At 69.4% G+C, this 24,240-nt stretch carries 15 protein-coding genes; 6 read left to right on the top strand and 9 right to left on the bottom strand.

Annotated features, from left to right (window positions below; all coding sequences use genetic code 11):
• Nucleotides 1-390: 390 nt before the first annotated feature.
• Genes AAHM41_RS01905 through AAHM41_RS01895 form a run of 3 tightly spaced genes read right to left on the bottom strand, consistent with a single transcriptional unit; the run spans nt 391 to nt 9,386 of the window.
• Entirely contained in the window at nt 391-2,172 is a 1,782-nt protein-coding gene (locus AAHM41_RS01905; protein WP_342234806.1) for an adenylate/guanylate cyclase domain-containing protein, read from the bottom strand.
• On the bottom strand, nt 2,169-7,052 hold the full coding sequence (locus AAHM41_RS01900) for a PKD domain-containing protein (RefSeq protein ID WP_342234805.1): 4,884 nt from the start codon (nt 7,050-7,052) through the stop codon (nt 2,169-2,171). The genes AAHM41_RS01905 and AAHM41_RS01900 overlap by 4 nt, the downstream gene beginning before the upstream one ends.
• A gap of 36 nt (nt 7,053-7,088) precedes the next feature.
• A complete protein-coding gene (locus AAHM41_RS01895) occupies nt 7,089-9,386 on the bottom strand; it encodes a FecR domain-containing protein (RefSeq protein WP_342234804.1) in 2,298 nt (765 codons plus the stop codon).
• Nucleotides 9,387-10,184: 798 nt separating this feature from the next.
• Here AAHM41_RS01895 and AAHM41_RS01890 point away from each other — a divergent pair.
• Together AAHM41_RS01890 and AAHM41_RS01885 are read left to right on the top strand one after the other, a co-directional pair.
• Entirely contained in the window at nt 10,185-11,126 is a 942-nt protein-coding gene (locus AAHM41_RS01890) for a LysR family transcriptional regulator (protein ID WP_342234803.1), read from the top strand.
• 100 nt (nt 11,127-11,226) lie between these two features.
• Nucleotides 11,227-11,847 carry a cysteine hydrolase family protein gene (locus tag AAHM41_RS01885; RefSeq protein WP_342234802.1) on the top strand — a complete coding sequence of 207 codons (621 nt, stop codon included), beginning with the start codon at nt 11,227-11,229 and terminating at the stop codon, nt 11,845-11,847.
• A 415-nt stretch (nt 11,848-12,262) separates the two neighbouring features.
• Here the strand turns inward: AAHM41_RS01885 and AAHM41_RS01880 are convergent, their stop codons facing one another.
• The 6 genes from AAHM41_RS01880 to AAHM41_RS01855 form a co-directional block, all read right to left on the bottom strand.
• The gene (locus AAHM41_RS01880; RefSeq protein WP_342234801.1) at nt 12,263-12,895 is read right to left on the bottom strand and encodes a hypothetical protein; all 633 of its coding nucleotides are present in this window, start codon (nt 12,893-12,895) and stop codon (nt 12,263-12,265) included.
• A gap of 201 nt (nt 12,896-13,096) precedes the next feature.
• Nucleotides 13,097-13,747, bottom strand: a complete 651-nt coding sequence (locus AAHM41_RS01875) for a hypothetical protein (RefSeq protein WP_342234800.1) — start codon at nt 13,745-13,747, stop codon at nt 13,097-13,099.
• A 4-nt stretch (nt 13,748-13,751) separates the two neighbouring features.
• On the bottom strand, nt 13,752-14,561 hold the full coding sequence (locus AAHM41_RS01870; RefSeq protein ID WP_342234799.1) for an ABC transporter permease: 810 nt from the start codon (nt 14,559-14,561) through the stop codon (nt 13,752-13,754).
• Nucleotides 14,558-15,448 carry an ABC transporter permease gene (locus AAHM41_RS01865; RefSeq protein WP_342234798.1) on the bottom strand — a complete coding sequence of 297 codons (891 nt, stop codon included), beginning with the start codon at nt 15,446-15,448 and terminating at the stop codon, nt 14,558-14,560. Before AAHM41_RS01865 ends, AAHM41_RS01870 begins: the two co-directional genes overlap by 4 nt.
• The gene (locus tag AAHM41_RS01860) at nt 15,445-16,503 is read right to left on the bottom strand and encodes an ABC transporter ATP-binding protein (RefSeq protein ID WP_342234797.1); all 1,059 of its coding nucleotides are present in this window, start codon (nt 16,501-16,503) and stop codon (nt 15,445-15,447) included. The genes AAHM41_RS01865 and AAHM41_RS01860 overlap by 4 nt, the downstream gene beginning before the upstream one ends.
• 16 nt (nt 16,504-16,519) lie before the next feature.
• A complete protein-coding gene (locus AAHM41_RS01855) occupies nt 16,520-17,674 on the bottom strand; it encodes an ABC transporter substrate-binding protein (RefSeq protein WP_342234796.1) in 1,155 nt (384 codons plus the stop codon).
• 403 nt (nt 17,675-18,077) lie between these two features.
• Here AAHM41_RS01855 and AAHM41_RS01850 point away from each other — a divergent pair, with 403 nt between their 5' ends.
• The 4 genes from AAHM41_RS01850 to uca are packed head-to-tail and all read left to right on the top strand — an operon-like array spanning nt 18,078 to nt 24,240.
• Nucleotides 18,078-19,229 (top strand): isopenicillin N synthase family dioxygenase, encoded by a 1,152-nt coding sequence (locus AAHM41_RS01850; protein ID WP_342234795.1) that lies wholly within the window; start codon nt 18,078-18,080, stop codon nt 19,227-19,229.
• A gap of 18 nt (nt 19,230-19,247) precedes the next feature.
• Nucleotides 19,248-19,970, top strand: coding sequence for an urea amidolyase associated protein UAAP1 (locus tag AAHM41_RS01845; RefSeq protein WP_342234794.1), 723 nt, complete (start codon nt 19,248-19,250; stop codon nt 19,968-19,970).
• Nucleotides 19,971-19,978: 8 nt separating this feature from the next.
• Nucleotides 19,979-20,623 carry an urea amidolyase associated protein UAAP2 gene (locus AAHM41_RS01840; RefSeq protein ID WP_342234793.1) on the top strand — a complete coding sequence of 215 codons (645 nt, stop codon included), beginning with the start codon at nt 19,979-19,981 and terminating at the stop codon, nt 20,621-20,623.
• Nucleotides 20,623-24,240, top strand: coding sequence for an urea carboxylase (gene uca, locus AAHM41_RS01835; RefSeq protein WP_342234792.1), 3,618 nt, complete (start codon nt 20,623-20,625; stop codon nt 24,238-24,240). The genes AAHM41_RS01840 and uca overlap by 1 nt, the downstream gene beginning before the upstream one ends.

Below are 24,240 nucleotides of genomic sequence, written 5' to 3'. Positions count from 1 at the left end.
GCGGAGCCGGCTGTGTGCGGGGTCGGCATCCAGGCGAGGATGCCAGATGGCGGATATGGCGAACTCCGGCGTTGGAACCGGCAATTCGAAGCTCTCGAGTCCCAGCGCGACCTGTGAGCGGGACTGCCGGGATTCAATCCGACCCGGAGCATGGTGGGGATAGCCCCGGGTCGGACTGGATGGCGCCTAGGACCACGGCATCCACGCCTATTTAGCGCCTCGCTGCCAGGGGCCGTCGATCCCCCATTTCGAGGGGATCGGGCCATGCCTCTGCGTGTTCGGGGTCCGACATCTGCCCGGACAGCCGCACTCGGCTGCAGGCGGACCCGTCGGGCCGGTCGCGCCAAGGCGCCTGCATTGGATGGATCAGGCTGCAGGGCTCCGGTCGCTTCAGGCGACCGCGCGGCTCGCCGGCTGGATGTCATAGACGCTGAGCGGTACGCTCTTGCCCTTGAGAGCGATCGGGTCGAGCGCGCGGAATGCGAGCGGCAGGTCCAGGCCTGCCGCGGCCTCGACCACGGCGACGGTTGCGAGCGTCTGCTTCGGCTTGGCGGCCGCGCACAGGCGGGCGGCAATGTTGACGTGATCCCCGAGCACGGTGAAGTCCATGCGATCCCGAGCGCCGATCGCGCCCATGACCACCTCGCCCATATCGATGCCGATGCCGATCGCGAGGTCCCGGTCGGGGCTGGCCGCCGAGGCATCGGCCATATGCTTCTGCATGGCCGTGGCGCAGCGCAGGGCGTCGGCGGCCATGGTGGGGCCCTGGAACACGGCCATGACCTGGTCGCCGACGAATTTGTCGATGTCGCCATTATGGGCGGCCACCAGGTCGGCCTGGGCCGCGAGATAGTAATTCAACGTCTCGACCACGGTCTCCGGGTCGCGGCTCTCGGCAAAGGCCGTGTAGCCACGGATGTCGGCGAAGAGGATCGCGACTTCGCAGCGGCTTCCGCCCAGGTGAACGCCGGTTTCGTCCGAATGCTGGATGGCATCCATCGTGCCGTGGGACACGAACTTGGCCAGCTCGAAGCGTTCGTTGATCTGCACGATCATGTTGTTGATGCGCTTCGCCAGCTCGCCGATCTCGTCCCTGGAGCGGACGGTCTTGACCTGAACGTGATAGTTTCCCTTCGCCACCTCGTTCGCCGCCTCGCCGATCGCCAGGATCGGACGGCTGATGCGATGGGCGAACACCGCGGCCCCCAGGACGGCGACGGCGAGCCCGCCGATCACCCAGAAGAACAGGCTCTCGATCATGATGTCGGCGGCGTAGTAGGCGTCCGCCTCCTTCTGCTCGACGATGACGGCCCAGTCGAAGCTGCGGGTGAAGGAGAAGGTGCCCAGCATCGGAGTTCCGTCCGGCCGCAGATAGGTCTCGACGCTGATCGCCCGGGAGCGGTTGCCTTCGCGGGCGTCCAGCGCCTCGCTGACGATGTCGCGCCGGCCCAGCTGCTTGACCCGGCCCGACTCGTCCAGCTCAGTGTCGAACAGCTTCCGCCCCTCCGCGTCGACCGTGGTGATCATGCCGACCTGGCGGAACGGCTGGCTCATGATGAAGCCCCGGATCCGGCCGAGATCGATCTTCGCCGAGAGCACGGCGCGCGCGCCGCTGAACCGGCTCTCGAGCGGCAGGACGACGGTCGCGAGCCAGGCCTCGGTCTTCGGCTCATAAGTGATGGCGGTGACCCATGCATCCGTCTTTTCATCGGGGGCCGCCGCGGCCAGCATCACCTCCGGCGCCGCCCGCAGCACGCTCAAGGGCTGGATGCCCGCCTCGGTCAGCTTCGTGCTGAACCGGTTCTGCGAGATCACCAGCGGCAGCCGGCCGCCATCGAGGGTGATCTGCAGGGCGACGATGTCCGGCAGCTGGGCGATGCCGTGGGTGAGGATGGCGACCTTCTCGCCGACGCTGATCTTGTCGCTGTCGATGGCGCTGCGGATCAGCAGGAGGGGAGCCAGCCAGGCACGCTCATAGATGTCGTCGATCTGGCCGGTCACCTCGCGGACGGTGGTGACGAGCCGTTCATTGGCCGCGCTCTTCATCTCGTCGCGGGCGATCCGGATCAGCGACTGCCCGGCGAAGAGGAGCGGCAGCGCGGCGATCAGCGCCGAGAACAGCAGCAGCTTGCGGCGAAGGCTCAGCGACAGGAGCCAGGATAGCGAGCTCACTCCTGGGATCCGGGCGCAGGCATTCCGGTCACCTGCAGCGGCGACCGCCGGCGGACCGTGGCGACGGTGTCGTCGGTCGCCACGCCGCAGGGCAGCCCCGAGCTGTCGGTGACCGTGAGCGCCACCGGGATCTCACCGGTCTGCCGGAACAGGTGGCGGACGCGCTCGCCGGTCTCGACCGTGCCGTCGCCGATCCGCCACACCTGCGTCAGCGCACCGCCGTCCGGGTCGCTGGACCGCGTGCCGTCGAGCAGCACGGCGTCCGCAGCGCCGCCCACGAAGGCCTCGAAATTCGGCCCGGCATCGGCGATCGGCGGCGCATTGACCACGACCCGCGCCGACCTGCGGGCGACGGCGCAGCTCGACTCCGTGTCGTCGGTGACGGTCAGCACGACATCATAGGTCCCGGGCCGCTCGAAGACATGGGTGACCTTCGCCTCCTCGGCGCTCTCGCCGTCGCCGAAATCCCACCGATAGCGGACGATCTGGCCGTCGTCGTCGTAGGACGGCGTGCCGTCGAAGGCGACCTCGGTCATCGGGCAGACCAGGCGCTGCGGACCCGGCACCGGCACCGGCGGCCGGTTCACGTGAAGGATGCGGGTCTGCGGCCGGCGGCTGACGGCCAAAGCATGGCCATCATCGGGGATGACCGTCACGTCGTAGCGGCCCGGATGCTCGAACCGCCTGACGAAGGTACGGACTCCCTTCGTCTCGCCCGCGTCGCGCCAGCCGCCGCCCTCCGGCTTCGCCGCCGCGTCGACGACGAGACGAACGTCCTCGCCGGTGCAGACGGCGGCCGGCAGGCCGATGTCGGGCGCGGGCGGCGGGCGCACGATCAGCATCTGCTCGACCGTCGCGGACGAATTCTCCACCCCGGCCTCGTCGGCGACCGTCAGGCGCAGCTTGCGGGCACCGGCGGTGCCGAAGCGATGGTTGACCCGGACCCCCGTCGCCGTCTCGCCGTCCCCGAAGTCCCAGCTGTAGGCGGCGATCGCCCCGTCCGGATCATGCGATCGGCTGGCATCGAGCAGCAGTTCCTCGCCCTGGGAAATGGTCTCGGGCGCCGTGATCACGGCGACGGGCGCGGCATTGATGTCCACGACATGCGTGCCGGACACCCGCTGGCAGGTGGGAGAGGTCGAATCGCTCGTGACGGCCAGGGTGACCTTCTTCCGGCCGGGTTCGGTGAAGACGTGCTTGACGGTCGCACCCTCGGCGGTACCGCCGTCGCCGAAATCCCAATGCCAGCCGGTGATCCTGCCGCCCGGCATCTGTGAGCCGGAGCCGTCGAAGGCGACCTCGCCGAGCGGCGCCGCCGCCCGGGCGTCGATCTTGACGGCCGGTCCCTGCAGGATCCTGACCGACATCTCGTCGGTCGAATGCGGATCGCATTTGCCGAAACGCTGGCCTTCGATCTTCAGGAACACCCGGTAATCGCCGGGACGTTCGTAGATATGGTTCGGCTTCTCGCCGATCGCAGATTTGCCGTCGCCGAAATCCCAGTCGTAGCGCTTGATCGTCCCGTTCGGATCGAAGGAGCGCGAGGCGTCGAAATCGATCGGCGACATCGCGCAGGCTTCGATATCCGGGCCGGCATCGGCAAAGGGCCCCTGATCGACCTTGACCGACACCCGGTCGACATCGTCGCTGTTCGACAGGTTGGCGCTGTCCTTCACCGACAGGGTGACCGGGTAGACCCCTTCGCTGCGATAGGTCTTGGTCGGGTTGACGATGCCGGAGCTGGTTCCGTCGCCGAAATCCCAGGTGTAGCGCAGCGCACCGCCCTGCGGATCGACGGATTTCGATCCGTCGAAGGTGATCACGTCGCCGGTGCAGACCTCACGATTGCCGCCGGCATTCGCGATCGGCGGCTTGTGGATGACCAGGGACCTGGCGGCCTGATCGACCGAGTTCCGGAAGCCCTTGCCGTCATCGACGACGAGGATGATCGGGTAGGTGCCGCCACCCGCATAGGTGTGCTGCACCGTCGCGCCGATGGCGGAGGCGCCGTCGCCGAAATCCCAGCGATAGCTCAGGGCATCCCCGTCCGGATCGACCGAGGCGGTGCCGTCGAAGGAGACGACCAGGCTTTCGGTCACCACGTCGGCGCCAGGGTCGGCGACCGGCGCGTGGTTGATCGCGATCTCGACCTCGCGGGAGTCGAAGCCGTTGGACGCGCCGCTGTCGTCGGCCACGGTGAGGCGGGCGGTGTAGAGCCCGGGCTCGGTGAATGTCCGTTCGATCTGCGCGGTGGACGCCGGCTTGCCGCTGTCGCTGAAATCCCAGCGATAGCTGACGATGCGGCCGTCCGGATCATAGGAATTCACGGCGCTCAGCCTGACCACATCGCCCGGCGCGGCGATGCGGTCGGCGCCCGGGTCGGCGACCGGCGCGGCGTTGACGGTGATCCTGGCCTCCTTGTAGTCGACGGCGTCGGCATCGCCGCTGTCGTCGGCCACCGCCAGCCTGACATCATAGATCCCCGGCCGGGCGAAGCTGTGCGACGCGACCCGGCCTCTCGCCACGCTGCCGTCGCGAAAGTCCCAGCGATAGTCGGTGATGTCGCCGTCCTGGTCGAGCGAGCGGCTACCGTCGAACACCACCTTTTCCCCGGGCGCGACGATCCGGTCGGGCCCGGCATCGGCGACCGGCCGGGCATTGACCACCACGGTCAGGCTGTCGGTCGCCGCGTTCAATTTCGTTCCCGACCGGTCGGTCACCGTCAGGCGGACCTGATAGAGGCCATGGGTCTCGTAGACATGGGTCGGCCTGGGCCCGGTGCCGGTGCTGCCGTCCCCGAAATCCCAGGCATATTCCTCGATCGCATCGTCCGCATCGGTGGAGGCGGTGCCGTCGAAGGTCACGGCGCTGGCGGTGACCAACTGATCGGCGCCGGCCAGCGCGACCGGGGGATGGTTCACCCGCACGCTGAGCGTGCTTTCATTGGTCGCGGAATCGGTGCCGGAATCGTCCCGCACGGTGAGCTTCACCCGATAGAGGCCGGGCTGGCTGAAGGCGTAGGTCGTTTGTTCCCCGCTCCCCCCGCGGCCGTCCCCGAAATCCCAGTCCCAGGCCAACAGGCGGCCGTCCGGGTCGCTGGAGGCGGAGCCGTCGAACGCCAGCGGCTCGCCGACGGCCGCCGTCCGGTCGGGACCGGCGACGGACAGCGGCGGGGCGTTGACGACGATCGTGGCCGTGGCCGATGCCGTCGAGTTGGGCAGGCCGGCATCGTCCGCGACGGTCAGCGTGACGGTATAGGTGCCGGGCTTGTCATAGGCATGGGGCGGCTCTGCGGCCATGCTCCGCGTGCCGTCGCCGAAATCCCACGCGACCGCGGTGATCCGGCCGTCGGAATCGAAGGACCGGCGGGCGTCGAAGGCAATGCTCTCGCCCACCGAGACGCGGCGGCCGGGGCCGACAACGGCGACCGGCGTCGTGTTGACGACGATCGAGGCTTCCACGGTGTCGGCGCCGCAGGGCTCGCGGGAGCCGTCATCGACCGTCAGGCTGGCGAGGTACTGGCCCGGCTTGTCGAAGCGCCGGCTGACCTTGGCGCCGGCGAGCGTGGTTCCGTCGTTGAAGTGCCAGGTCAGGCGCCGGATCGGCAGCCTGCCGGCCACCGACCCACTGCCGTCGAACGTGACCTCGGCGCCCGTCGCTGCGGATACGGGGGACGCGATGCGGGCTTCCGGGGGCACCTGCACGTCGACCTGGAGATCGGTTGCGGCCCCGTCACCGATCCTGGCGGAGGAGCCGAGGATCTCCAGACGGGCCCGGTACCGGCCCGGCGCCGTGTAGTCGTGACGAACCAGCGGACCGTCGGCGGAGGAGCCGTCGCCGAAGTCCCAGCGATAGGCCAGCTGACCGCCCTTCGGATCGACGGACCTGCCGGCGTTGAACGAGACCGACCCGCAGGCCGCGAGATCGACCCGGTCGACCGCCGGCTTCGGCCGGACGAGCGCCGGCCACAGCTTCACCGGGAGTTCGAACCGCACCGGCGCGCCCGCGGCATCGGCGATCATGAAGGTGGCGTCGTTCGGCATCTCCACGCCGCGGCCGAAGTCGAGAGCGGCCTCCGCCCCCTCCGTGCCCGGGACGGGAGAGACCTCGGTCGTCCGCCACTCGTCCTGGCCGGACGCATTGAGCGGAACCGAGGAGAAGTCGGTCGTCAGCTGCACGGTCCCATGGGCCAGATCGAAGCCATGGACGACCAGCCGGTCGGCCCCTGCGGGCGGGCGAAACCGCAGCTGCGCGAAGGATCTCTGATCGGGGACGCGGACGACCGGCCGGTACGCGAAGACCTCCAGCCCCTCGGGGTTTACCTGCCGGGTCTCGCGGGCGCTCACCGCGACGTCGTAGACGTTGCCGGCGGCCCCCTCGAGGCCCTGCACCAGCAGGCGGAAGATCCGCCGCCCGTCGACGGCGTCGCCCTGGCGCGGATCGACGACGGCCACATTCCGCCATTGGCCGATCGCCTCCGGCTCCGCGCCGAAGACCTTCTCCGTGATCAACGTGCCCGCAGCCGACTGCTCGGGCGATGGCACGGCGGGAACCAGCGGGGGAACCCAGAACGCGCCGGCGCCGCCGAACACCGCGTAGCGGGTCCGGTTCGCCCCGGCCGGCCCCATCGTCTGGTCGAATTCCGGGCCGATCCCGGGATCGAACACATTGATCCACAGCCGCTCGGTCGAGCCCTCCGGCACGCTGACATAGATCGTCTGCTCACGGTAGAAATCGCCTTCCCGGGTGGGCGCATCCCGGCCGAAGGTGATCAGGGCCGGCCTCTCGTCGGCCTGCACCGGCGACGCCCATGCCCCCGCCAGCACAGCCAGGGCGATGCCGAACGCTGTTGTCCTCGGGTGTCCTGCCGTCTTGCCCATCGCCCCCGCCCAAGCCTTCCCTCGATGATCTCCCGCTCAATCCATGCGGTATGACTGCCGGTTGCCGGCGGCATCCGTGAGCTCCACCTGCCTGACCGCCGCCGATTTCAGCCCTCCGCGCGGGACCGGGATCGAGCCCTGATAGGTCTGCGTGGCGCGATTGAACCGGAGCACGCCGTCGGCCGCCTCCGCCCCATACCCCACCGTCGCAAGCGCCGTCGCCGCGAGCCCCGAGGCGTCGGAGGCGCGGACCTCGAGAGCCGCGAAGGACCCGGCATCGCCGGTTTCGGGCGTGAGCTTGGCCGCGACCAGCCGGGGCGGATCCTCGTCGAGCGTGACCGTGAACCGGGCGACGTCGGTGTTGCCGAGCCCGTCGGAGGCGACGAGCTCGATCGGGTTGTCGCCGGCGCGCAGGCTGACGATCTCGTCGAAGGCGCCGTCCTTCAGCATGATCTCGCCGCCGTTGAGGAGGAGCGTCGCGCCGGCCTTGGCGACCTGCCCTTTGACGAACACGGTTCCAGAGGCGGTGAGCCGGGGCAACTCCTCCGAAAGTGTGATGGTCGGCCGCTCGCGGTCGACCACGATGTCGAGCCTCTGGGCGGTGCGGAAGCCCGACGGGGCGGTGACGACGACCGAGAGCGCGTCCTCGTCGGCGCCGAGCGCGATGTTGAGGGCGAAGCGGCCGGCCGGGTCGCTGGCGGCCGATCCGCGCAGGCCGCCGTCGGCCCCGACGACATCGATCCGCGAGTCCGGCTTCGTGCGGCCGGCGAGGGACACGGTGTCGCCGGCCGCCAGCACCCGGCCCGCCGGATCCCGGGGAACCGACGCGTCCAGCACGACGGGCTCCGACCGGTCCGGCATGTGGCTGAAGCTGCGCAGCACGCGCGTGACATTGCCGGCGGGGTCGGTCGCGACGATCTCGAGGCGGTTTTCCCCCTCGCTGGCCGCCAGCGGCCCGGCGAACCGTCCGAGGGCGTTGACCTCGACCGGATGGCCGTTCACGGAGACGGCGGCCCCCGGCTCCGTCTCGCCCCGGATCTCGATCGCGGCGTCGCGCTCGATTGCTCCCTCGCCCGGCGCCTCGATCCTCAGGAAGGGCGCGACCCTGTCGATCACCACGGTAAAGCGCCAGGGGGCGCTGCGCTCGCCGGGCAGGCCGAAGGCGTCGAGAGCCGAGACCCGCCAATAATATTCGCCGGGCGGCAGCTGCTCGGCGTGGAAGGCGGGCTTCTGCAGGCCGAACTCGGACACCAGCATGGTGTCGAACGACTGGTCGGCACCGATCTCGAGCCAGTAGCCTCCGGCACCCTCGGGTCCGGCCCAGGCGAGCTCGGCCGCGCTGTTGTAGGCGACGCCGTCATTCGCCGGCGCGGAAAGACGGGGAGCGCCGAGAACGGCGCGCTTCTCGCCGGCTTTGCCCTTGGTGGAGAGGACGAGCCCCTCGTTCCGCCCGAGCACCACCGTCTCGCCGCTGGCCGCGACGGCGACGGGACGATCGTCGTAATTGGTGAACCTGGCGCCGGACGCGTCGCTGCTGACCCAGAAGTCGCCGGACTCGATGCGGGCCTTCGCCTCCGGGATGTCGACGGCGAAGCTGGTGCGCTCGCTCTCGCTGCCGAGCAGGGCGTAGAAGTCGCCCTCGACCAGGCTGACCTTCGCCTCCTCGTGCCGGGTCAGCGGGTCGTAGCGCATCTCCTGGATGATGGCGTTCGAATTGGCGTTGAGCCTGAGCCGGCTGGCATCCCGGAAGGTCAGTTGCGCCGTCGAGTCCGACAGGGTACGGACCTTTTCCTCTTCCACCAGCACGGCGCGGAGCTGAGCGTCGTTCCACGCCAGATCCTTCGGCTTCTGGGCCTCGACCCGTCCGTTCCTGTCGCTCAGCAGCGCCTCGGCCGCCTCGTCGCGCCGCTCTTCCGAGAGGACGAGGGCCTTCGTCGCCTCCGAGTGGGATTCGAGGGCGAGGTCCTTGGCGTCGCCCCAGGCGCGCTCGACGCGACGGCCGAGCGCCCGGTCGTAGAGATCGACGGCCCTGCCGATCTCGTCCGGCGCGAACAGCTGGGCGCCGGCGAGGTTCGCCGCCCTGATCTGGTCGGCACAGCGCTCGAGGGCGCGCATGGCGGCGGCGACGAGATCCACCGGCACCCGCAGCGGCTGGCCGGGCGAGAGCTGGGCAACCGACGCCAGATTGCTGGCCTTGAGGATTTCAGGCCAGAGATCAGGGTCGCCCAGATAGCGTTCCGAGATCTGCCGGATGCTCTGGTTCGGCTCGAGACGGATTTCGACGGTTTCGGCCCGGGCGACCGGGATCGAAGCCGCCAGGACAAGCACCCCCACGGACAGCCCATCAAGAGCCGTCCGTCCAGCCAATCTGGCGAGAGCGGCATAACCCACCCGATACCCCCTGGTTGACGAAGGGTCTCAGCGTCTCTCCTGAAGGGTCTATTGGCTCCCTGGAGCAAGTCGCCAGATTGCGACGTTTTCTTTCGATCTAACTATCAAGAATTATCAATAATAATCTCATAAAGCCGTCGGACGTCAATCTAATAGGTATTTATGGGAAGGGACCGCAGACGACGGGTTGCACCACGCCGGAAGCGGTCGTTCGGCCGTCATCCGGAACCGGACGTCCAGTGCCTCGACAACGGGCAGCGGCTGATCCGGATCAGCCGTGACGACCGGATCGTCGGGCCGGACTCATCCTGCTCGACAATGCCGGGGCGGCGCGCGAGGCGCTGAGCCTGTTCCTGCGCGCCGGCTCCGGAGCGGGACGTGATCGACCGAGACCATGATCTGCCCCCTTTTTGCCGTCGCGGCCTGCTGACGGGCACGAACGAAGGTGTTCGGCGACACGTGACAGAACCGCAAGATCGGTCGAGCGCGTCATGTCAGCGTGCGCTTGGCTGGTGCTGCCACGGAGGCGCGCCGGGCGGCGATCGAGCATGTCGAGCATGCCGCACGCTCGGCCCTGGGCGACCGACCGGGCCAGGGTCCGATCGCCTGCGACCGGCACAGGAGCCGCCGTGACCCGGCGCGGCATCGAAGTTGCATGCCGTCCCCTTCGATCGAAGGGCAAGGACTGATCGGAGCGTCGGCAAACGCCGCTCACCCCGAAGCAGGCTGGGAGCGGCACGCATGGCCACACCGCATCGCGGGTTCACCGCCAGGATCGGCGACGGGGATCTCCGGCTGCTGAGGATCTTCTGCACGGTCGCCGAGCGTGGCGGCTTCTCGACCGCCGAATCCGAGCTGCAGATGGGCCTTCCGGCGATCAGCCGGGCGATCAAGGACCTGGAGGTCAGGCTCGGCCTTCGCCTCTGCCGCCGCGGCCGGTCCGGCTTCGCCCTGACCAAGGACGGCCAGCAGGTCCAGGCGGCGAGCCTGCAACTGCTCGCCGATCTGGAGCGCTTCGAGCTCGGCATCCGCGCCCTGCATGCCGAGCTGTCCGGCGCGATCACCATCGGCGTCGTCGACACCCTGATCACCGATGAGGCCTTTCGGATCCCCGCTCTGCTGAAGACGTTCAAGACGCGGCACCCCGAGGTCCAGATCAACCTGACGGTCCGGACATCGAACCTGATCGAGCAGGCGGTCATCGACGGCAGCCTCGATGCCGGCCTGGTCATCGGCCGGCGCCGCATCCGGCCGCTGAGCCACCGTTTCCTCTATCGCGAGACCAGCCATCTCTACTGCAGCGCCGAGCACCCGCTGGTCCGCCGCCACGGCGCCGCGATCCGGGTCGAGCATCTCGCGGACTGCGACTTCGTCGGCTATACCGCGGTCAGCGAGATCGGCCGGCTGCGGACCGGCCCCGCCTTTCGCCGGACGGCCCTGGTCGATCACATGGAGGCGGCCGCGATCCTGATCGGCACCGACTGCTTCATCGGCTATCTGCCCGACCATTACGCCGCGGCGATGTCGTCGCGGAGGCGCTTCGTCCGGCTGCTGGAAGACGACTTCGCCTTCCATTCGGATGTCGAGCTGGTCACCCGCCGCGGCCCCGGCTCGCCGGTCCTCGCCGCCTTCCTGGCCCAGCTCGATGCCTGGACGTCACGGGCATCGCGCCCGGACGCCTAGCCCCGTCGCTTGCCCGCGGCCGCAAGCGATGTTGCCGCAGGCGTCATTTGTCCGGCGGCGCGCCCCGGCGATGCTGGCACGGCATCGACAGGAGGCAGGGATGGCGAAGAAACCCAGGGACATGATCGTCGGCAGGCCGGTGCTGCTGGTCGTCGACATCCAGAAGGGCAGCTTCATGCCGAGGCGGCCGGAGTCGATGCTGGAGCACATGCCCGATTCCGAGGCGCGCTGCCGCCGCGCCCGCACGGTGGTGGATGCGGCGCGCGCCGCCGGCGTGCCGATCGTCTTCATCCAGGAGATCCACCGCAGCGACCGGATCGACTACGGCCGCGAGCTCGACGGCAGCGAAGGCATCCATTGCCTGGACGGCGATCCGTCCACGCCGCTCGCGGTCGAGGAGATGGGCATCCTGCCGACCGACTACACGGTGCCGAAGCGGCGCTATTCGGCCTTCTACGGCACCGATCTCGAGATCCTGCTGAAGGCGCTGAAGGCCGAGACGCTGATCCTGGTCGGCGGCTTCACCGATGTCTGCGTCCACTACACCTTCGTCGACGGCCACCAGGGCGACTATTTCTGCCGCGTGGTCGAGGACTGCGTCGCCGGATCGAGCATCGCGGCCCATGACGCCGCCCTGCGGGCGATGGAGTACCTCCAGACCGGCGCCCGCCGCTCCTCGGCCGAGATCATCGACGCCTTCGCCCTGCGCCAGGCGGCGTGACAGTGCGGGCTTATGCCGATGAGATCTCGGCTTCGACACCCTCTCCGGAGGCGCAAGCGCCTCCAGCCTCTCCCGCGAGGGCGGGACCTCTTCAGGATACCGCCGTTCGAGCCAATCCATCCCTTCTACTCTCCCCCTCCCCTCGCGGGAGGGGGCAGGGGGAGGGGGTTTCGCCATCAAGGCCGGCCTGAACTCCGACGTTTCGGCAATGACGGCGAAGGCTGTTCTCTGCGCATTCGCGCGCGGACGCGCGCAGACCCCTCCCCCAACCCCCTCCCGCAAGGGGAGGGGGAGTGTGGAAGGCTGCGGCGATGCGACTTCGTAGGTTGGGTTCGCGGCAGCGAACCCAACGGGATCGGGGGCCGCGACGGCGGTCGGGTGTTGGGTTCGCCCAAGGCGAACCCAACCTACGCGGCTATCCCGTGTCCGGCGGCTGCGGCTTGCGGCGGCCGGGAGCGGCGGAGCGGGGCTCGGGCGGATCCTCGTCGTCCTCGCCGTCCTTCGACGGCAGGAAGCCGAGCTCCTCCATGGCCTCGTCGGCCATTTCGAGCCAGCGCTCCACCTGCGGCGGGTAGCCCCAGCGCCGGCACAACGCCGCCACCGCGACCTCGACCCGGCTGGCTTCGATCAGCTCGACCACCTCCGGCCGCTCCACCCGCTCGCACACCTCGGTGGCGCGGCGTTGCACCTCCTCACCGTCCTCGGACGATTCGTAGGCCGCCGCCAGCATCGCCAGCTTCACCCGCAGCGCGTGCCAGTCCTCCTGGGCCGCCTCCCGCTTCGCCGCAGCCTTGCGCCGCTCGTCGCGCTGGCCGGCGAACTTGTCCTCCAAGAGCAGGGTCAGCCGCAGGGAGCGGGCGATGACGGCGATCCGCTGGGGATAGTCGACACCGGGCTGCGGCGTCTCGACCGCCTCGGTGCGGGTCGCCTCCATGATCTCCATGTGGATGTCGGCCGCCCGGGCGAGCATGCGCAGATGCCGCGCCACCCGCTCCTCCTGGGGAGCGGCCGGGGCCTCCGAAACCGGATCGGTCTGCGCCTTGTCCATAGAACATAGCATGAACAAGATCGGCCGATAAGGCTATAGGGATCGCGTTTCTGCTGGCGCAGCAATGGGTTACCTCCCCGCAAGCGGGACTTCTCCGGAACAGCAGCCCCATCCCTTTGCCGTCATTCCCGCGAAAGCGGGAATCTCTTTCCGGTCAAAGCGTGACGAGATCCCCGCTTTCGCGGGGATGACGGGTTGGTGTCAAAGCGGCGTCCAGCGCAGGCCGGTGCCGCTCTCGACCGCGCCCTCGCCGTCCGGCCGCAGCCCAAAGGCGCCACCGGCGCGGTCCGGCTCGGTGGACAGGGCGATCCGCCACTCCCCCATCGCCGCGACCCGGCCGTAGTCGATCGCGCAGCCCGGCTCGTAGGACACCGGATCCAGCGCCTCGATGCGGATGAAATGGCTGCCGACGCGCACCAGCAGCCGCGACGGGCCGCCGAGGCCGGCGAAGGCCATCGTGCCCTCGGTGCCGTCATCCAGCCGCTCCCAATCCTCGCGATAGACGGCGTGCACCCCCTCCTCGATCAGCAGTCCGGCCTCCAGGCGCAGCCGGCCGGCATCGGGGGTCGGGCCGGGCGGGCGGTAGCTGATCCACCGATGCCAGGTGCAGAGATCGCCGTCGAGCGTGGTGTGCCCGGCGAAGCCGTCCTGGCGCGCCAGGACCGGCAGCGCTTCCGCCGGCAGCGCCGACCGCGGCAGCTTCGGCAGCGCCAGGCTGTCCTGCGGCAGCCGGATATCGGCGAAGGTCGAGCGCGTCTGCAGCCAGAACACCGTGGTGGTCCGGTCCTCGCGCCCGTCGGGGAAGGCGATCAGGCGGCGGCGCCAGACGCCGACGAGCCAGTCGGGAACCATCGCCTCAGTCCCGCGGGCTGGCCGCGCCGAGCAGCTTCGGCAGGTCGCCGAACCGCGCGATCAGGCAGAAGGTGCCGGCGCCCAGCAGCATGAACAGCACCGCGCCGACGCACATCGTCGGCTCGAAGCCCAGCCGCATGCTGTTGAACACCTTGATCGGCAATGTCTCCACCGCGAAGCCGGCGACCATATAGGCGATGATGTACTCGTTGATGCTGAGCACGAAGACGAACAGCGCACCGCACAGCACATAGGGCATGACGATCGGCGCGATCACCGTGCGGAACACGTAGTTGTCGGTGGCGCCCATCGTCTCCGCCACCTCGATCAGGCTGCGGTCGATGCCTTGGAAGCCGAGCGAGACCGTGGCGAGCGGCAGCGCCAGCAGGACGACGGCGTGGCTCAGCACCGTGTTCTCGACCCGGCCGACATGGCCGATGAAGCCCCAGAAGATCATGAACACGACGGCGAGCACGACCGGCGGCAGCATGAAGGCCAGGGTGCCGAGGCCGGAGAGCAGCTTCGAGAAGCGCGAGTTGAAGCGCCAGATCCCGTAGGCCACCGGCACGGCGATGCTGGTCGCGACCAGCGCCGCTGCCGCCGCGATCAGCAGCGACCATTGCAGCGCCGACAGCCAGGCCGGGGAGGTGAAGAAGGCCTCGTACCAGTTCCATCCCAGGCGCTCCGGCGGGAAGGACATGCGCCGGGTGGCGTTCAGCGACACGCCGGCCACCACCACCAGCGGCGCCGCCATGAACACCGCGATCAGGGCCAGGAAGGTGAGGCGTGGCAGGCGGGCGAGGCGTTCCATCATGGCTTGTCCCCCTTCCTGCGGCCGAGCAGCGCGGTCGCACCGGTGAGCAAAAGGGTAAGGCCGAGGAAGATCACCGCCTGGGCCGCGCCGAGCGGCATGTTGCCGGCGCCGAGCACGGTGTTGCTGATCAGCACGCCGACCGTCCACTGCTCGGGCTTGCCCAGCACCAGCGGCGTCACATAGGAGCCGACGGTGAAGATGAAGACCACGACCAGCGAGGACACCAGCGGCCGCCGCATCAGCGGCAGGATGATGGTGAAGAAGCCGCGCAGCGGCGATGCCCCCATGGTCCGCGCCGCCTCCAGCAGGTCTCGGTCGATCCGCGACAGCGAGGGGTAGAGCAGCAGCACCGAGAAGGGCAGCGTCAGATAGACCAGGCAGGCCAGCACGGCGCCGGCGCTGGGGTAGAGCGACTGCGCCTCCGCCAGCAGGCCGAGGCCGGCCAGCAGGTCGGACAGGCCGATGCGCCGAGCCAGCATGACCTGCCAGGCGAAGGAGATCAGCACCTCCGACAGCGACAGGGTGGTCAGCAGCCCGACCAGCCACACCATCTGCGAGCGCCGCCGCATGCGCGTGACCAGATAGGTCAGCGGCAGGCCGATCGCCGCGACGGTGACCGAGACCACCGTCGCCAGCACGGCGGAATAGCCCAGCATGCGCAGGAAGGTGGCATCGAACACCTGCCCGTACTGGGTCCACTCGAAGCCCGGCGACCACAGCCCGCCGGGCTCGCGATGGGCGGTACTGACCTGCAGCAGCAGGAACAGCGGAACGGCACCGAGGCCGATGATGGCGAGGGCGGGCCAGGCGAGGAGCGCGACCAGCCGCCCGGATGGCAGGCGGGGCCGCGCGCGGAGGAGCGTCATCCTCTCGGCCAAATCGGTCATTCCGTCAGGATCCTGCAGGCTTCGGGCGGCAGGGTGATGCGGACCTGGTCGCTGGGGCCGGCGCCGATCCAGTCCCGCGGCGCGGTGACCGCGACCACCGGACGGCCGGCGCAGTCCAGCCTGGCCTCGATGTTGGCGCCGACGTCGCGCACGAAGGTGACGCGCGCCGGCAGGCTGTTGCCGTCGGGACCGTTGTCGCCCGGGCCGATGCGGATGTCCTCGGGCCGGATCGACAGCGTCACCCGCGCCCCCGCCACCGGTGCCTCACGCGGCGGCGTCACCCGGATCGGCCGGTTGGCGAAGCTGACCATGTCCGGCGCCACCATCTCGGCCTCCAGCAGGTTGCTGAGGCCGATGAAGTCGGCGACGAAGCGGTTTGCCGGATTGCGGTAGATCTCGAGCGGCGCGCCGACCTGCTGCACCCGGCCCTTGGCCATCACCACGATCCGGTCGGCCATGGTCATGGCCTCGCGCTGGTCATGGGTGACCAGGATCGTGGTGATCTTGAGCCGCTGCTGCAGCAGCCGCAGCTCGACCTGCATCTCCTCGCGCAGCTTGGCGTCGAGCGCCGACAGCGGCTCGTCGAGCAGGAACACGCTCGGCTCCTGCGCCAGGGCGCGAGCGATCGCGACCCGCTGCCGCTGGCCGCCGGAGAGCTGCCCGATGTTCCGCTTGCCGACGTCCGGCAGCTGGATCAGCTCGAGCAGCTCGGCGACGCGGCTGGTGCGCTGCCGCCGGTCGAAGCCGCGCAGGCGCATGCTGTAGGCGATGTTCTCCTCCACCGTGAGATGGGGGAACAGCGCCAGGGACTGGAAGATCATGCCGAACTGCCGCCGGTGCGCCGGCTGGTCGGTGATGTCCTTGCCGTTGAGCAGGACGGTGCCGGCATTGGGCCGTTCGAGGCCGGCGACGATGCGCATCAGGGTCGTCTTGCCGCAGCCGGACGGCCCGAGGAAGCAGGTGAACTGGCCCTGGGGGAGCGCGAGGGAGACCCGGTCGACGGCGCGCATGCCGCCGAAGGTCTTGCTGACCTCGCGAAGCTCTAAGCCGAGCATGGCGGGTCCTCCGGGGTCAGCTGGCGGTCAGCATCCGGGTGAACTCCGCCGTCATGAAATCGAGATGCGTCAGCCGGGTCTCGATCGCCGGGACGATCGGCGGCACCTCGCTCGACACCGCGGCGAACTCCGCATCGGTCAGGTCGGTCTTGTCGCGGGTGATGATCGGCGCGCAGCCGACATTGCGGGCCATCAGCCCCTGCGCCTCGGGCGAGCACATGAAGTTGATGAACTCGCAGGCCTCCTCGGCCTTGGTCGAGGCCGAGGGCTGGCACCAGGATCCGAAATCGATCATGCCGCCTTCCTTCGGGAAGATCGATTTCACCGGCGTCCCGTTCTTTGCCATCACGCCGGCGACGTCGTGGAAATAGGTGCCGCCGATGACCTCGCCGTTCTCGAAGGCGGTCTGCATCGTGCCTTCCGATTCCCACCATAGCTTCACCTGGGGCTTCAGCTCCGCCATCTTGGCGATGACCTGCAGGATGCCCTCCTTGGTCGACAGGATCTCGGTGCCGCCGAACCAGGTCTTGGCGGTGATCTCGAACAGATAGCTGTTGCCGCCGGAGCTCACCCCCCAGGCATTCGGATGCGACGCATCCCAGAACACCCTCCAGCTGTCGGGCGCGGCGGGCAGCTCCTCCGGATTGATGATCAAGGTCATGTACCAGGCCATCGCACCGATGCCGTAGACGCCGCTGTCGCCCTTGCCGACGTAGAAATCGGGCAGGTTGGAGAGGTTCGGGATGCGTGTGGTGTCGTAGGCCTTCCACATCTTGTTGCGATCGCCCCGCACCCGCTCGCTCTGCGCCGCGGTGCACAGGTCCATCGGCGGCAGGCCGGCGCGGTTGGCCTCGGCCAGCTGGATCAGGAACTGCACGCCCGAGGGCTGGCTCACCGAATTGACCGCGATGCCGGTGGCCTTGGTGAAGGCCGGATAGACGAATTTGTTGAAGCTCTCCTCGAAATAGCCGCCATAGGTCGAGACCTTGAGCGAGCGCTCCGCCGCCCAGGACGGCCGCAGGGACGGCATGCCGATGCCGGCGGCCGCGAGGAGAAGCCCGCCATCCCGCAGCAGGCGCCGGCGGTTCGGCCGGTAGACGGCCCGCCCCTCCCCGGTTCGGGTTTCGATCAGCGACGTGCCGGCGGGTCCACGATCGTGCGTCTCACTCATCGACCTCTCCGTTTGCCTTCGCGGTCGCCGGGGCAGCGCCGCTCCCTGTTTCCCAGTCGTCAAGCAAATCCCGGGCCAATGTTCAGACGAGTGGCTCCGACGGCGTCGGAAGGCAGAGCATCGGCCAGAGTCCCTGATGCCACCGCAAGATTGCATGCAATCCTGGCGACCTCGAATCTGCTCAAACTCGCAGCAACCCTGGAAAAAAGCTGATCATAAAATGAACTCAGTGCATCGGGTTGCATGCCGAGGCTGCGGAATTCCTAGGATTGCATACTGGCATGAGCCTTGCTTCGATGATGGCGGGTCCCGGCCATCCCCAGGAACGATGGCATCGTAAGCGCGTCCGCCGAAGCGGAGGCGCGGCCGCGGACAGCGCGGTCGGCGAGAGAGGATATCCACGGTGGACAAGGAGATTGAGACGTCCGGCGGCGCGATGGGCGCGCGCCTCCTGCCCTTCAAGGCCATTCCGGTCATCGACATCGGCCCGCTGGCCGGCAACGACGACGAGGCCAGACGCCGAACCATCGACGAGATCGGCCAGGCCTGCGAGACGGTCGGCTTCTTCTACATCCGCAACCACGGCGTGCCCGAGGCGCTGATCGAGCAGACCTACGCGCTGTCCCGCGCCTTCCATCACGGGCCGATCGAGCAGAAGCAGCACGTCCATGTCAGCCATTCGCCGGGGACGCGCGGCTGGATCCCGGTCTCGGCCGAGGACGACGACGGCGACCCCGAGCTCTACCCCCTGGTCGAGCGCCCGCCCGAGCGCGACTACAACCTGAAGCCGCGGCTGCACGCCGCCTTCGACCTGTCGATCGAGATCGGCGAGGACGACCCCGATTTCCGGGCCGGCAACGTCATGCTGGTGCCGAACCAGTGGCCGGACTGGATTCCGGAGTTCCGGGCGGGGATCCTCGACTATTACGCGAAGGTCACCGAGGTCGGCGAGCGGCTGTTCCGGGCCTTCGAGACGCGCCTCGGCCTGCCGGACGGCTTCTTCGCCGAGCGCACACGCAAGGCGCCGTCACAGCTGCGGCTGCTGCACTATCCACCGAACGACCTGCCGATGAACAACACCAATCTCGGCATCGGCGCCCATTCGGATTTCGAGTGCTTCACCATCCTGAACCAGCAGGCGCCGGGGCTGCAGGTGATGAACGCCGCCGACGAATGGGTCGAGGCGCCGCCGATCCCCGGCACCTTCATCGTCAATGTCGGCGACATGCTGGAGGGCTGGACCAACGGCCTGTTCAAGGCGACGCAGCACCGGGTGGTCAACACCGGCCGGGAGCGCTTCTCGCTGCCGCTGTTCTTCGCCGTCGACTACCACACGGTGGTCGAGCCCTTGCCCCAGTTCGTCTCGCCGGAGAACCCGGCGCGCTACAACCGCATCGTCGCCGGCGACCATCTGGCCGGCTTCAGCGTCGATGCCTGCAAGCATCTGCGCCGCAAGATCAAGACCGGGCAGATGACGATCACCTTCCCGATCCACAAGGAGAACCCGTTCAAGCGCAAGGCGGTGAACGAGTTCCAGGACGAAGCCACGGCCTGAGCGGAGGGGAGAGCATCCATGAGCATCCGCGAAATGCTGCACGAGGAGGAGATCCCGGGCGGCAAGCATTGGTCCTTCACCGTCGGGCGGGGAACGCTGCTGCGCCTGGCGGACATCGAGGGCGGCGCCAATGTCGGCATGCTGTTCTACAACCCGGCCAACCTGCTGGAGCGCTACAACGCGCCCGACACGCTGAAGGGCCAGCACACCTTCCGGCTGACCGCGGGGCATTGTCTCTATTCCGACATGGGGCGGATCTTCTGCTCGATCGTCGAGGACACGGCCGGCTGGCACGACACGGTCTGCGGCAACAGCACCCGGGCGATGGTGGCGGCGCGCTGGGGCGTGAAGACCTACCAGGATCACCGCAACGACTGGACCCAGAACGGTCGCGACAGCTTCCTGGTCGAGGGCGCGAAATACGGCCTCGGGCGCCGCGACCTGGCCGCCAACGTCAACTGGTTCAGCCGGGTGCGGACCGAAGCGGATGGCAGCCTGGTCTTCGATGCCGGCGCGGCCGAACCCGGCGCCCATGTCACGCTGCGCTTCGAGATGGACACGCTGGTGCTGCTGCACACCTGCCCGCACCCGCTGAACCCGGCGAACGAGTATCCGCGCAAGCCGGTGCTGCTGCGCTTCGGCAAGGCCGACCCGGTGGCGGCGGACGATGCCTGCCTCACCTCCCGCCCCGAGAACGGGCGCGGCTTCGCCAACAACCATTTCCACCATCTCTGCGGCTGAGGCGACGGATGATCAAGGAAAGCCCCCTCAGCCCCGATCGCGCCGCCCATCGCGAGACCGTGCCCGCCGGCGCCTACTGGATGCATCCGGTGCGCCGCGGCCAGGTCTTCCGCATCGTCGATGTGGAGGGCAACCAGGCGGCCGACACGCTGTTCTACAGCGCCGACGACCCGGCCGAACGCTACAGCGCCGTCGACACCATCCGCGAGCAGCGCAACGTCTATCTCGGCGTCGGCACGAAGCTGATCTCGACCGACGGCAACCCGATGCTGGAGATCGTCGCCGACACGGTCGGGCGGCACGACACGCTGGGCGGCGCCTGCTCGACGGAATCGAACACGGTGCGCTACGCCCTCGACAAGAAGTGCATGCACGCCTGCCGCGACAGCTACCTGCTGGCGGTGACCGAGAACGACCAGTTCGGCCTGACCAAGCGCGACATCACCCACAACATCAACTTCTTCATGAACGTCCCGGTCACGCCGGAGGGCGGGCTGACCTTCGCCGACGGCGTCAGCGGGCCGGGCAAATACGTCGAGATGCGGGCCGAGATGGACGTGATCGTCCTGATCTCGAACTGCCCGCAGCTCAACAACCCGTGCAACGCCTACAACCCGACCCCGATCGAAGTGCTGATCTGGGACGCGGCCTGATGCGGAGTCCCCCGTTCGGCAAGGTGCTGGTCGCCAATCGCGGCGAGATCGCCTGCCGCATCATCCGCACGCTCGACCGGATGGGCATCGCCTCGGTCGCCGTCCATTCCGAGGCCGACGCCCCGTCGCTGCATGTCGCGGCGGCGGGCGAGGCGGTCTGCATCGGCCCGGCGGCCCCGGCATCGAGCTATCTCGACATCGGCCGGATCCTGGACGCCGCCCACGCCACCGGCGCCGAGGCGATCCATCCCGGCTACGGCTTCCTGTCGGAGAACCCGGACTTCGCCGAGGCCTGCGAGGCGGCGGGGATCGCCTTCATCGGCCCGACGGCGGAGCAGATGCGGGCCTTCGGCCTGAAGCACCGGGCCCGGGCCCTGGCCGAAGAGGCCGGCGTGAAGCTGTCGCCGGGGAGCGGCCTGCTGCGGGACGCGGCGCATGCCGCCGAGGAAGCGGCGCGCATCGGCTATCCGGTGATGATCAAGAGCACGGCGGGCGGCGGCGGTATCGGCATGCAGCTGTGCCGCGATCCGGCCGCGCTGGAGGGCATGTTCGAGGCGGTGCACCGGCTGTCCCGTAACAACTTCAAGGAAGCCGGGATCTATCTCGAGAAGTTCGTCGAGAGCGCCCGCCACATCGAGGTGCAGATCTTCGGCGACGGCCGGGGCCATGTGGTGGCGCTGGGCGAGCGCGACTGCTCGGCCCAGCGGCGCAACCAGAAGATCGTCGAGGAGACGCCGGCCCCCGGCCTCTCCGACGCCCTGCGCCGGCAACTGTTCGAGGCCGCCGAGCGGCTCGGCCGGGCGGTCGAGTACCGGTCGGCCGGCACGGTCGAGTTCGTCTACGACACCGTGGCCGAGGAGGCCTATTTCCTCGAGGTCAACACCCGGCTGCAGGTCGAGCACGGCGTCACCGAGGAGGCGACCGGCATCGATCTGGTCGAATGGATGGTGCGCCAGGCCGCGGGCGAGGCGCTGCCCCTCGCCGACCAGGCCGGCACGGCCCGCGGCGCGGCGATCCAGGTGCGGCTCTACGCCGAGGATCCGGGCCGCGCCTTCCGCCCCTCCTCCGGCCTGCTGACCGAGGTGGCGTTCCCGGAGGGCGTCCGGGTCGAGACCTGGGTCGAGCGCGGCACCGAGGTGACGCCCTTCTACGATCCGCTGGTCGCCAAGCTGATCGTGCGCGGCGCCGACCGGGCGGAGGCGCTGGCCAAGCTGCGCGACGCCCTCGCCCGCTGCCGGCTGGCGGGGATCGAGACCAATCTCGGCTATCTCCGCCAGCTGGCGGCGGACCCGGCCTTCGCCGCCGGCGGCATGACCACCCGTGCGCTCGAAGGCTTCGCCTATGCCGCCCGCACGGTCGAGGTGCTGGCGCCGGGCACGCTGACCACGGTGCAGGACCATCCCGGCCGGGTCGGCTATTGGGAGATCGGCGTGCCGCCCTCCGGCCCGATGGACCCGCTGGCCTTCCGCCTGGGCAACACCGTGCTCGGCAATCCGGACGATGCGGCGGGGCTGGAGATCACGGTTTCCGGCCCGACCCTCAAGTTCAACGCCGCCGCCGTGATCTGCCTCGCCGGCGCCGCTATGCCGGCCGAGCTGGACGGCGCGCCGGTGCCGTTCTGGAGCCCGGTCGAGGTCGCGGCCGGCTCCACGCTGCGGATCGGCACCGCCGCTGGTGGCGGATGCCGGGCCTATCTGCTGCTGCGCGGCGGGCTCGACGTGCCGGAGTATCTCGGCAGCCGGTCCACCTTCACCCTCGGCAAGTTCGGCGGCCATGGCGGCCGTGCCCTCCTTGCCGGCGACGTCCTGCATCTCGGCACCGCCGAAGCCGGGCCGGCGCGGCCGTTGCCCGCGGAGCTGGTGCCGGCCCATGCGCAGCGCTGGGAGATCGGCGTTCTCACCGGCCCGCACGGCGCGCCGGACTTCTTCACCGAGGCCGACATCGCCGCCTTCTTCGCCGCGGATTGGCAGGTGCACTACAATTCCAGCCGCACCGGTGTCCGGCTGATCGGCCCGAAGCCGGACTGGGCGCGGCCGGACGGCGGCGAGGCCGGGCTGCACCCGTCCAACATCCACGACAACGCCTATGCCATCGGCACGGTCGACTTTACCGGCGACATGCCGGTGATCCTCGGCCCCGACGGGCCCAGCCTGGGCGGCTTCGTCTGCCCGGCGACGATCGTCGCCGCCGAGCTGTGGAAGATCGGCCAGCTGCGCCCCGGCGACAAGGTCCGCTTCCGGCGCCTGGCCCCGGCCGAGGCGGCGGCGCTGGAGGCGGCGCAGGAGGCCGCGATCGCCGACCTGGCGCCGTCCCCTGCCCTCCCCGCCGCGCACTTCGAGGCCGATGCCGGCCCGGACGGCGCGGTGCTGCTGCGCCTGCCGGCGGCGCCCGGGCACGAGGCGGTGGTCTACCGCCGGGCCGGCGACAAATACCTGCTGGTCGAATACGGGCAGGCGGTGCTGGACCTGGCCCTGCGCTTCCGGGTCCATGCGCTGCAGGGCCGGCTGCGCGAGCTGGCCCTGCCGGGCATCCTCGACCTGACGCCCGGCATCCGCTCGCTGCAGATCCATTACGACAGCCGCGTGCTGCCGCTGCGCCGGCTGCTCGACCTGCTGCGCGACGCGGAGGCGACGCTGCCGGATGTCGAGGAGCTGGAGGTGCCGACCCGGATCGTCCATCTGCCGCTGTCCTGGGACGACGAGGCCACGCAGCTCGCCATCGCCAAATACATGCAATCGGTGCGGCCGGACGCGCCCTGGTGCCCGAGCAACATCGAGTTCATCCGCCGGATCAACGGGCTGGACGATATCGAGGCGGTGCGCGAGATCGTGTTCGGCGCCAGCTACCTGGTGCTCGGCCTCGGCGACGTCTATCTCGGCGCGCCGGTGGCGACCCCGGTCGACCCGCGCCACCGCCTGGTGACCACCAAGTACAACCCGGCGCGCACCTGGACGCCGGAGAACGCGGTCGGCATCGGCGGCGCCTATCTCTGCGTCTACGGCATGGAGGGGCCGGGCGGCTACCAGTTCGTCGGCCGCACCTGCCAGATGTGGAACCCGTACCGGACGACGCGGGAGTTCGAACAGCCCTGGCTGCTGCGCCATTTCGACCAGCTTCGCTTCCATCCGGTCAGCCATGAGGAGCTGATGCGGTTCCGCGCCGACCTGCCTCTGGGCCGGGCGCAGCTTCGGATCACCGAGGAGGTGTTCCGGCTGCGCGACCACCGGCGCTTCCTGGAGGAGAACCAGCCGGAGATCGCTGCCTTCACGCAGCGCCGGCAGGCCGCCTTCGAGGCGGAGCGGGCGCGCTGGGTGGAAGCGGGGCATGCCACCGACCCCGCGGAGCCGCCCGATGTCGTCGATACGGTGGAGGCCGCGCTGCCGCCCGGCGGTGAGGCCGTCCCCAGCCCGGTGCCGGGCAGCGTCTGGAAGCTGGCGGCCGAGGCCGGCCGTCCGGTCAGCGCCGGCGATCCGCTGCTGATCGTCGAATCGATGAAGATGGAAATCACCATTCGCGCGCCGACCGACGGCGTGCTCGCCGAACTGCGCTGCGCGGAAGGCCAGGCCGTGACGCTGGGCCAGACCCTCGCCGTCATCGTGCCGGCCGCCGCGGCCTGA

This window comes from Inquilinus sp. OTU3971, from assembly GCF_038440215.1.
Note: the sequence above shows the minus strand (reverse complement) of the source record. Positions and strands in the feature narration are given on the sequence as shown.

Bases quoted from the DNA above. Each gene is read 5' to 3' on its own strand.
- AAHM41_RS01900 (WP_342234805.1), bottom strand. From the start codon at position 7,052: ATGGGCAAGACGGCAGGACACCCGAGGACAACAGCGTTCGGCATCGCC.
- AAHM41_RS01890 (WP_342234803.1), top strand. From the start codon at position 10,185: ATGGCCACACCGCATCGCGGGTTCACCGCCAGGATCGGCGACGGGGAT.
- AAHM41_RS01885 (WP_342234802.1), top strand. From the start codon at position 11,227: ATGGCGAAGAAACCCAGGGACATGATCGTCGGCAGGCCGGTGCTGCTG.
- AAHM41_RS01880 (WP_342234801.1), bottom strand. From the start codon at position 12,895: ATGGACAAGGCGCAGACCGATCCGGTTTCGGAGGCCCCGGCCGCTCCC.
- AAHM41_RS01875 (WP_342234800.1), bottom strand. From the start codon at position 13,747: ATGGTTCCCGACTGGCTCGTCGGCGTCTGGCGCCGCCGCCTGATCGCC.
- AAHM41_RS01870 (WP_342234799.1), bottom strand. From the start codon at position 14,561: ATGATGGAACGCCTCGCCCGCCTGCCACGCCTCACCTTCCTGGCCCTG.
- AAHM41_RS01865 (WP_342234798.1), bottom strand. From the start codon at position 15,448: ATGACCGATTTGGCCGAGAGGATGACGCTCCTCCGCGCGCGGCCCCGC.
- AAHM41_RS01860 (WP_342234797.1), bottom strand. From the start codon at position 16,503: ATGCTCGGCTTAGAGCTTCGCGAGGTCAGCAAGACCTTCGGCGGCATG.
- AAHM41_RS01855 (WP_342234796.1), bottom strand. From the start codon at position 17,674: ATGAGTGAGACGCACGATCGTGGACCCGCCGGCACGTCGCTGATCGAA.
- AAHM41_RS01845 (WP_342234794.1), top strand. From the start codon at position 19,248: ATGAGCATCCGCGAAATGCTGCACGAGGAGGAGATCCCGGGCGGCAAG.
- AAHM41_RS01840 (WP_342234793.1), top strand. From the start codon at position 19,979: ATGATCAAGGAAAGCCCCCTCAGCCCCGATCGCGCCGCCCATCGCGAG.
- uca (WP_342234792.1), top strand. From the start codon at position 20,623: ATGCGGAGTCCCCCGTTCGGCAAGGTGCTGGTCGCCAATCGCGGCGAG.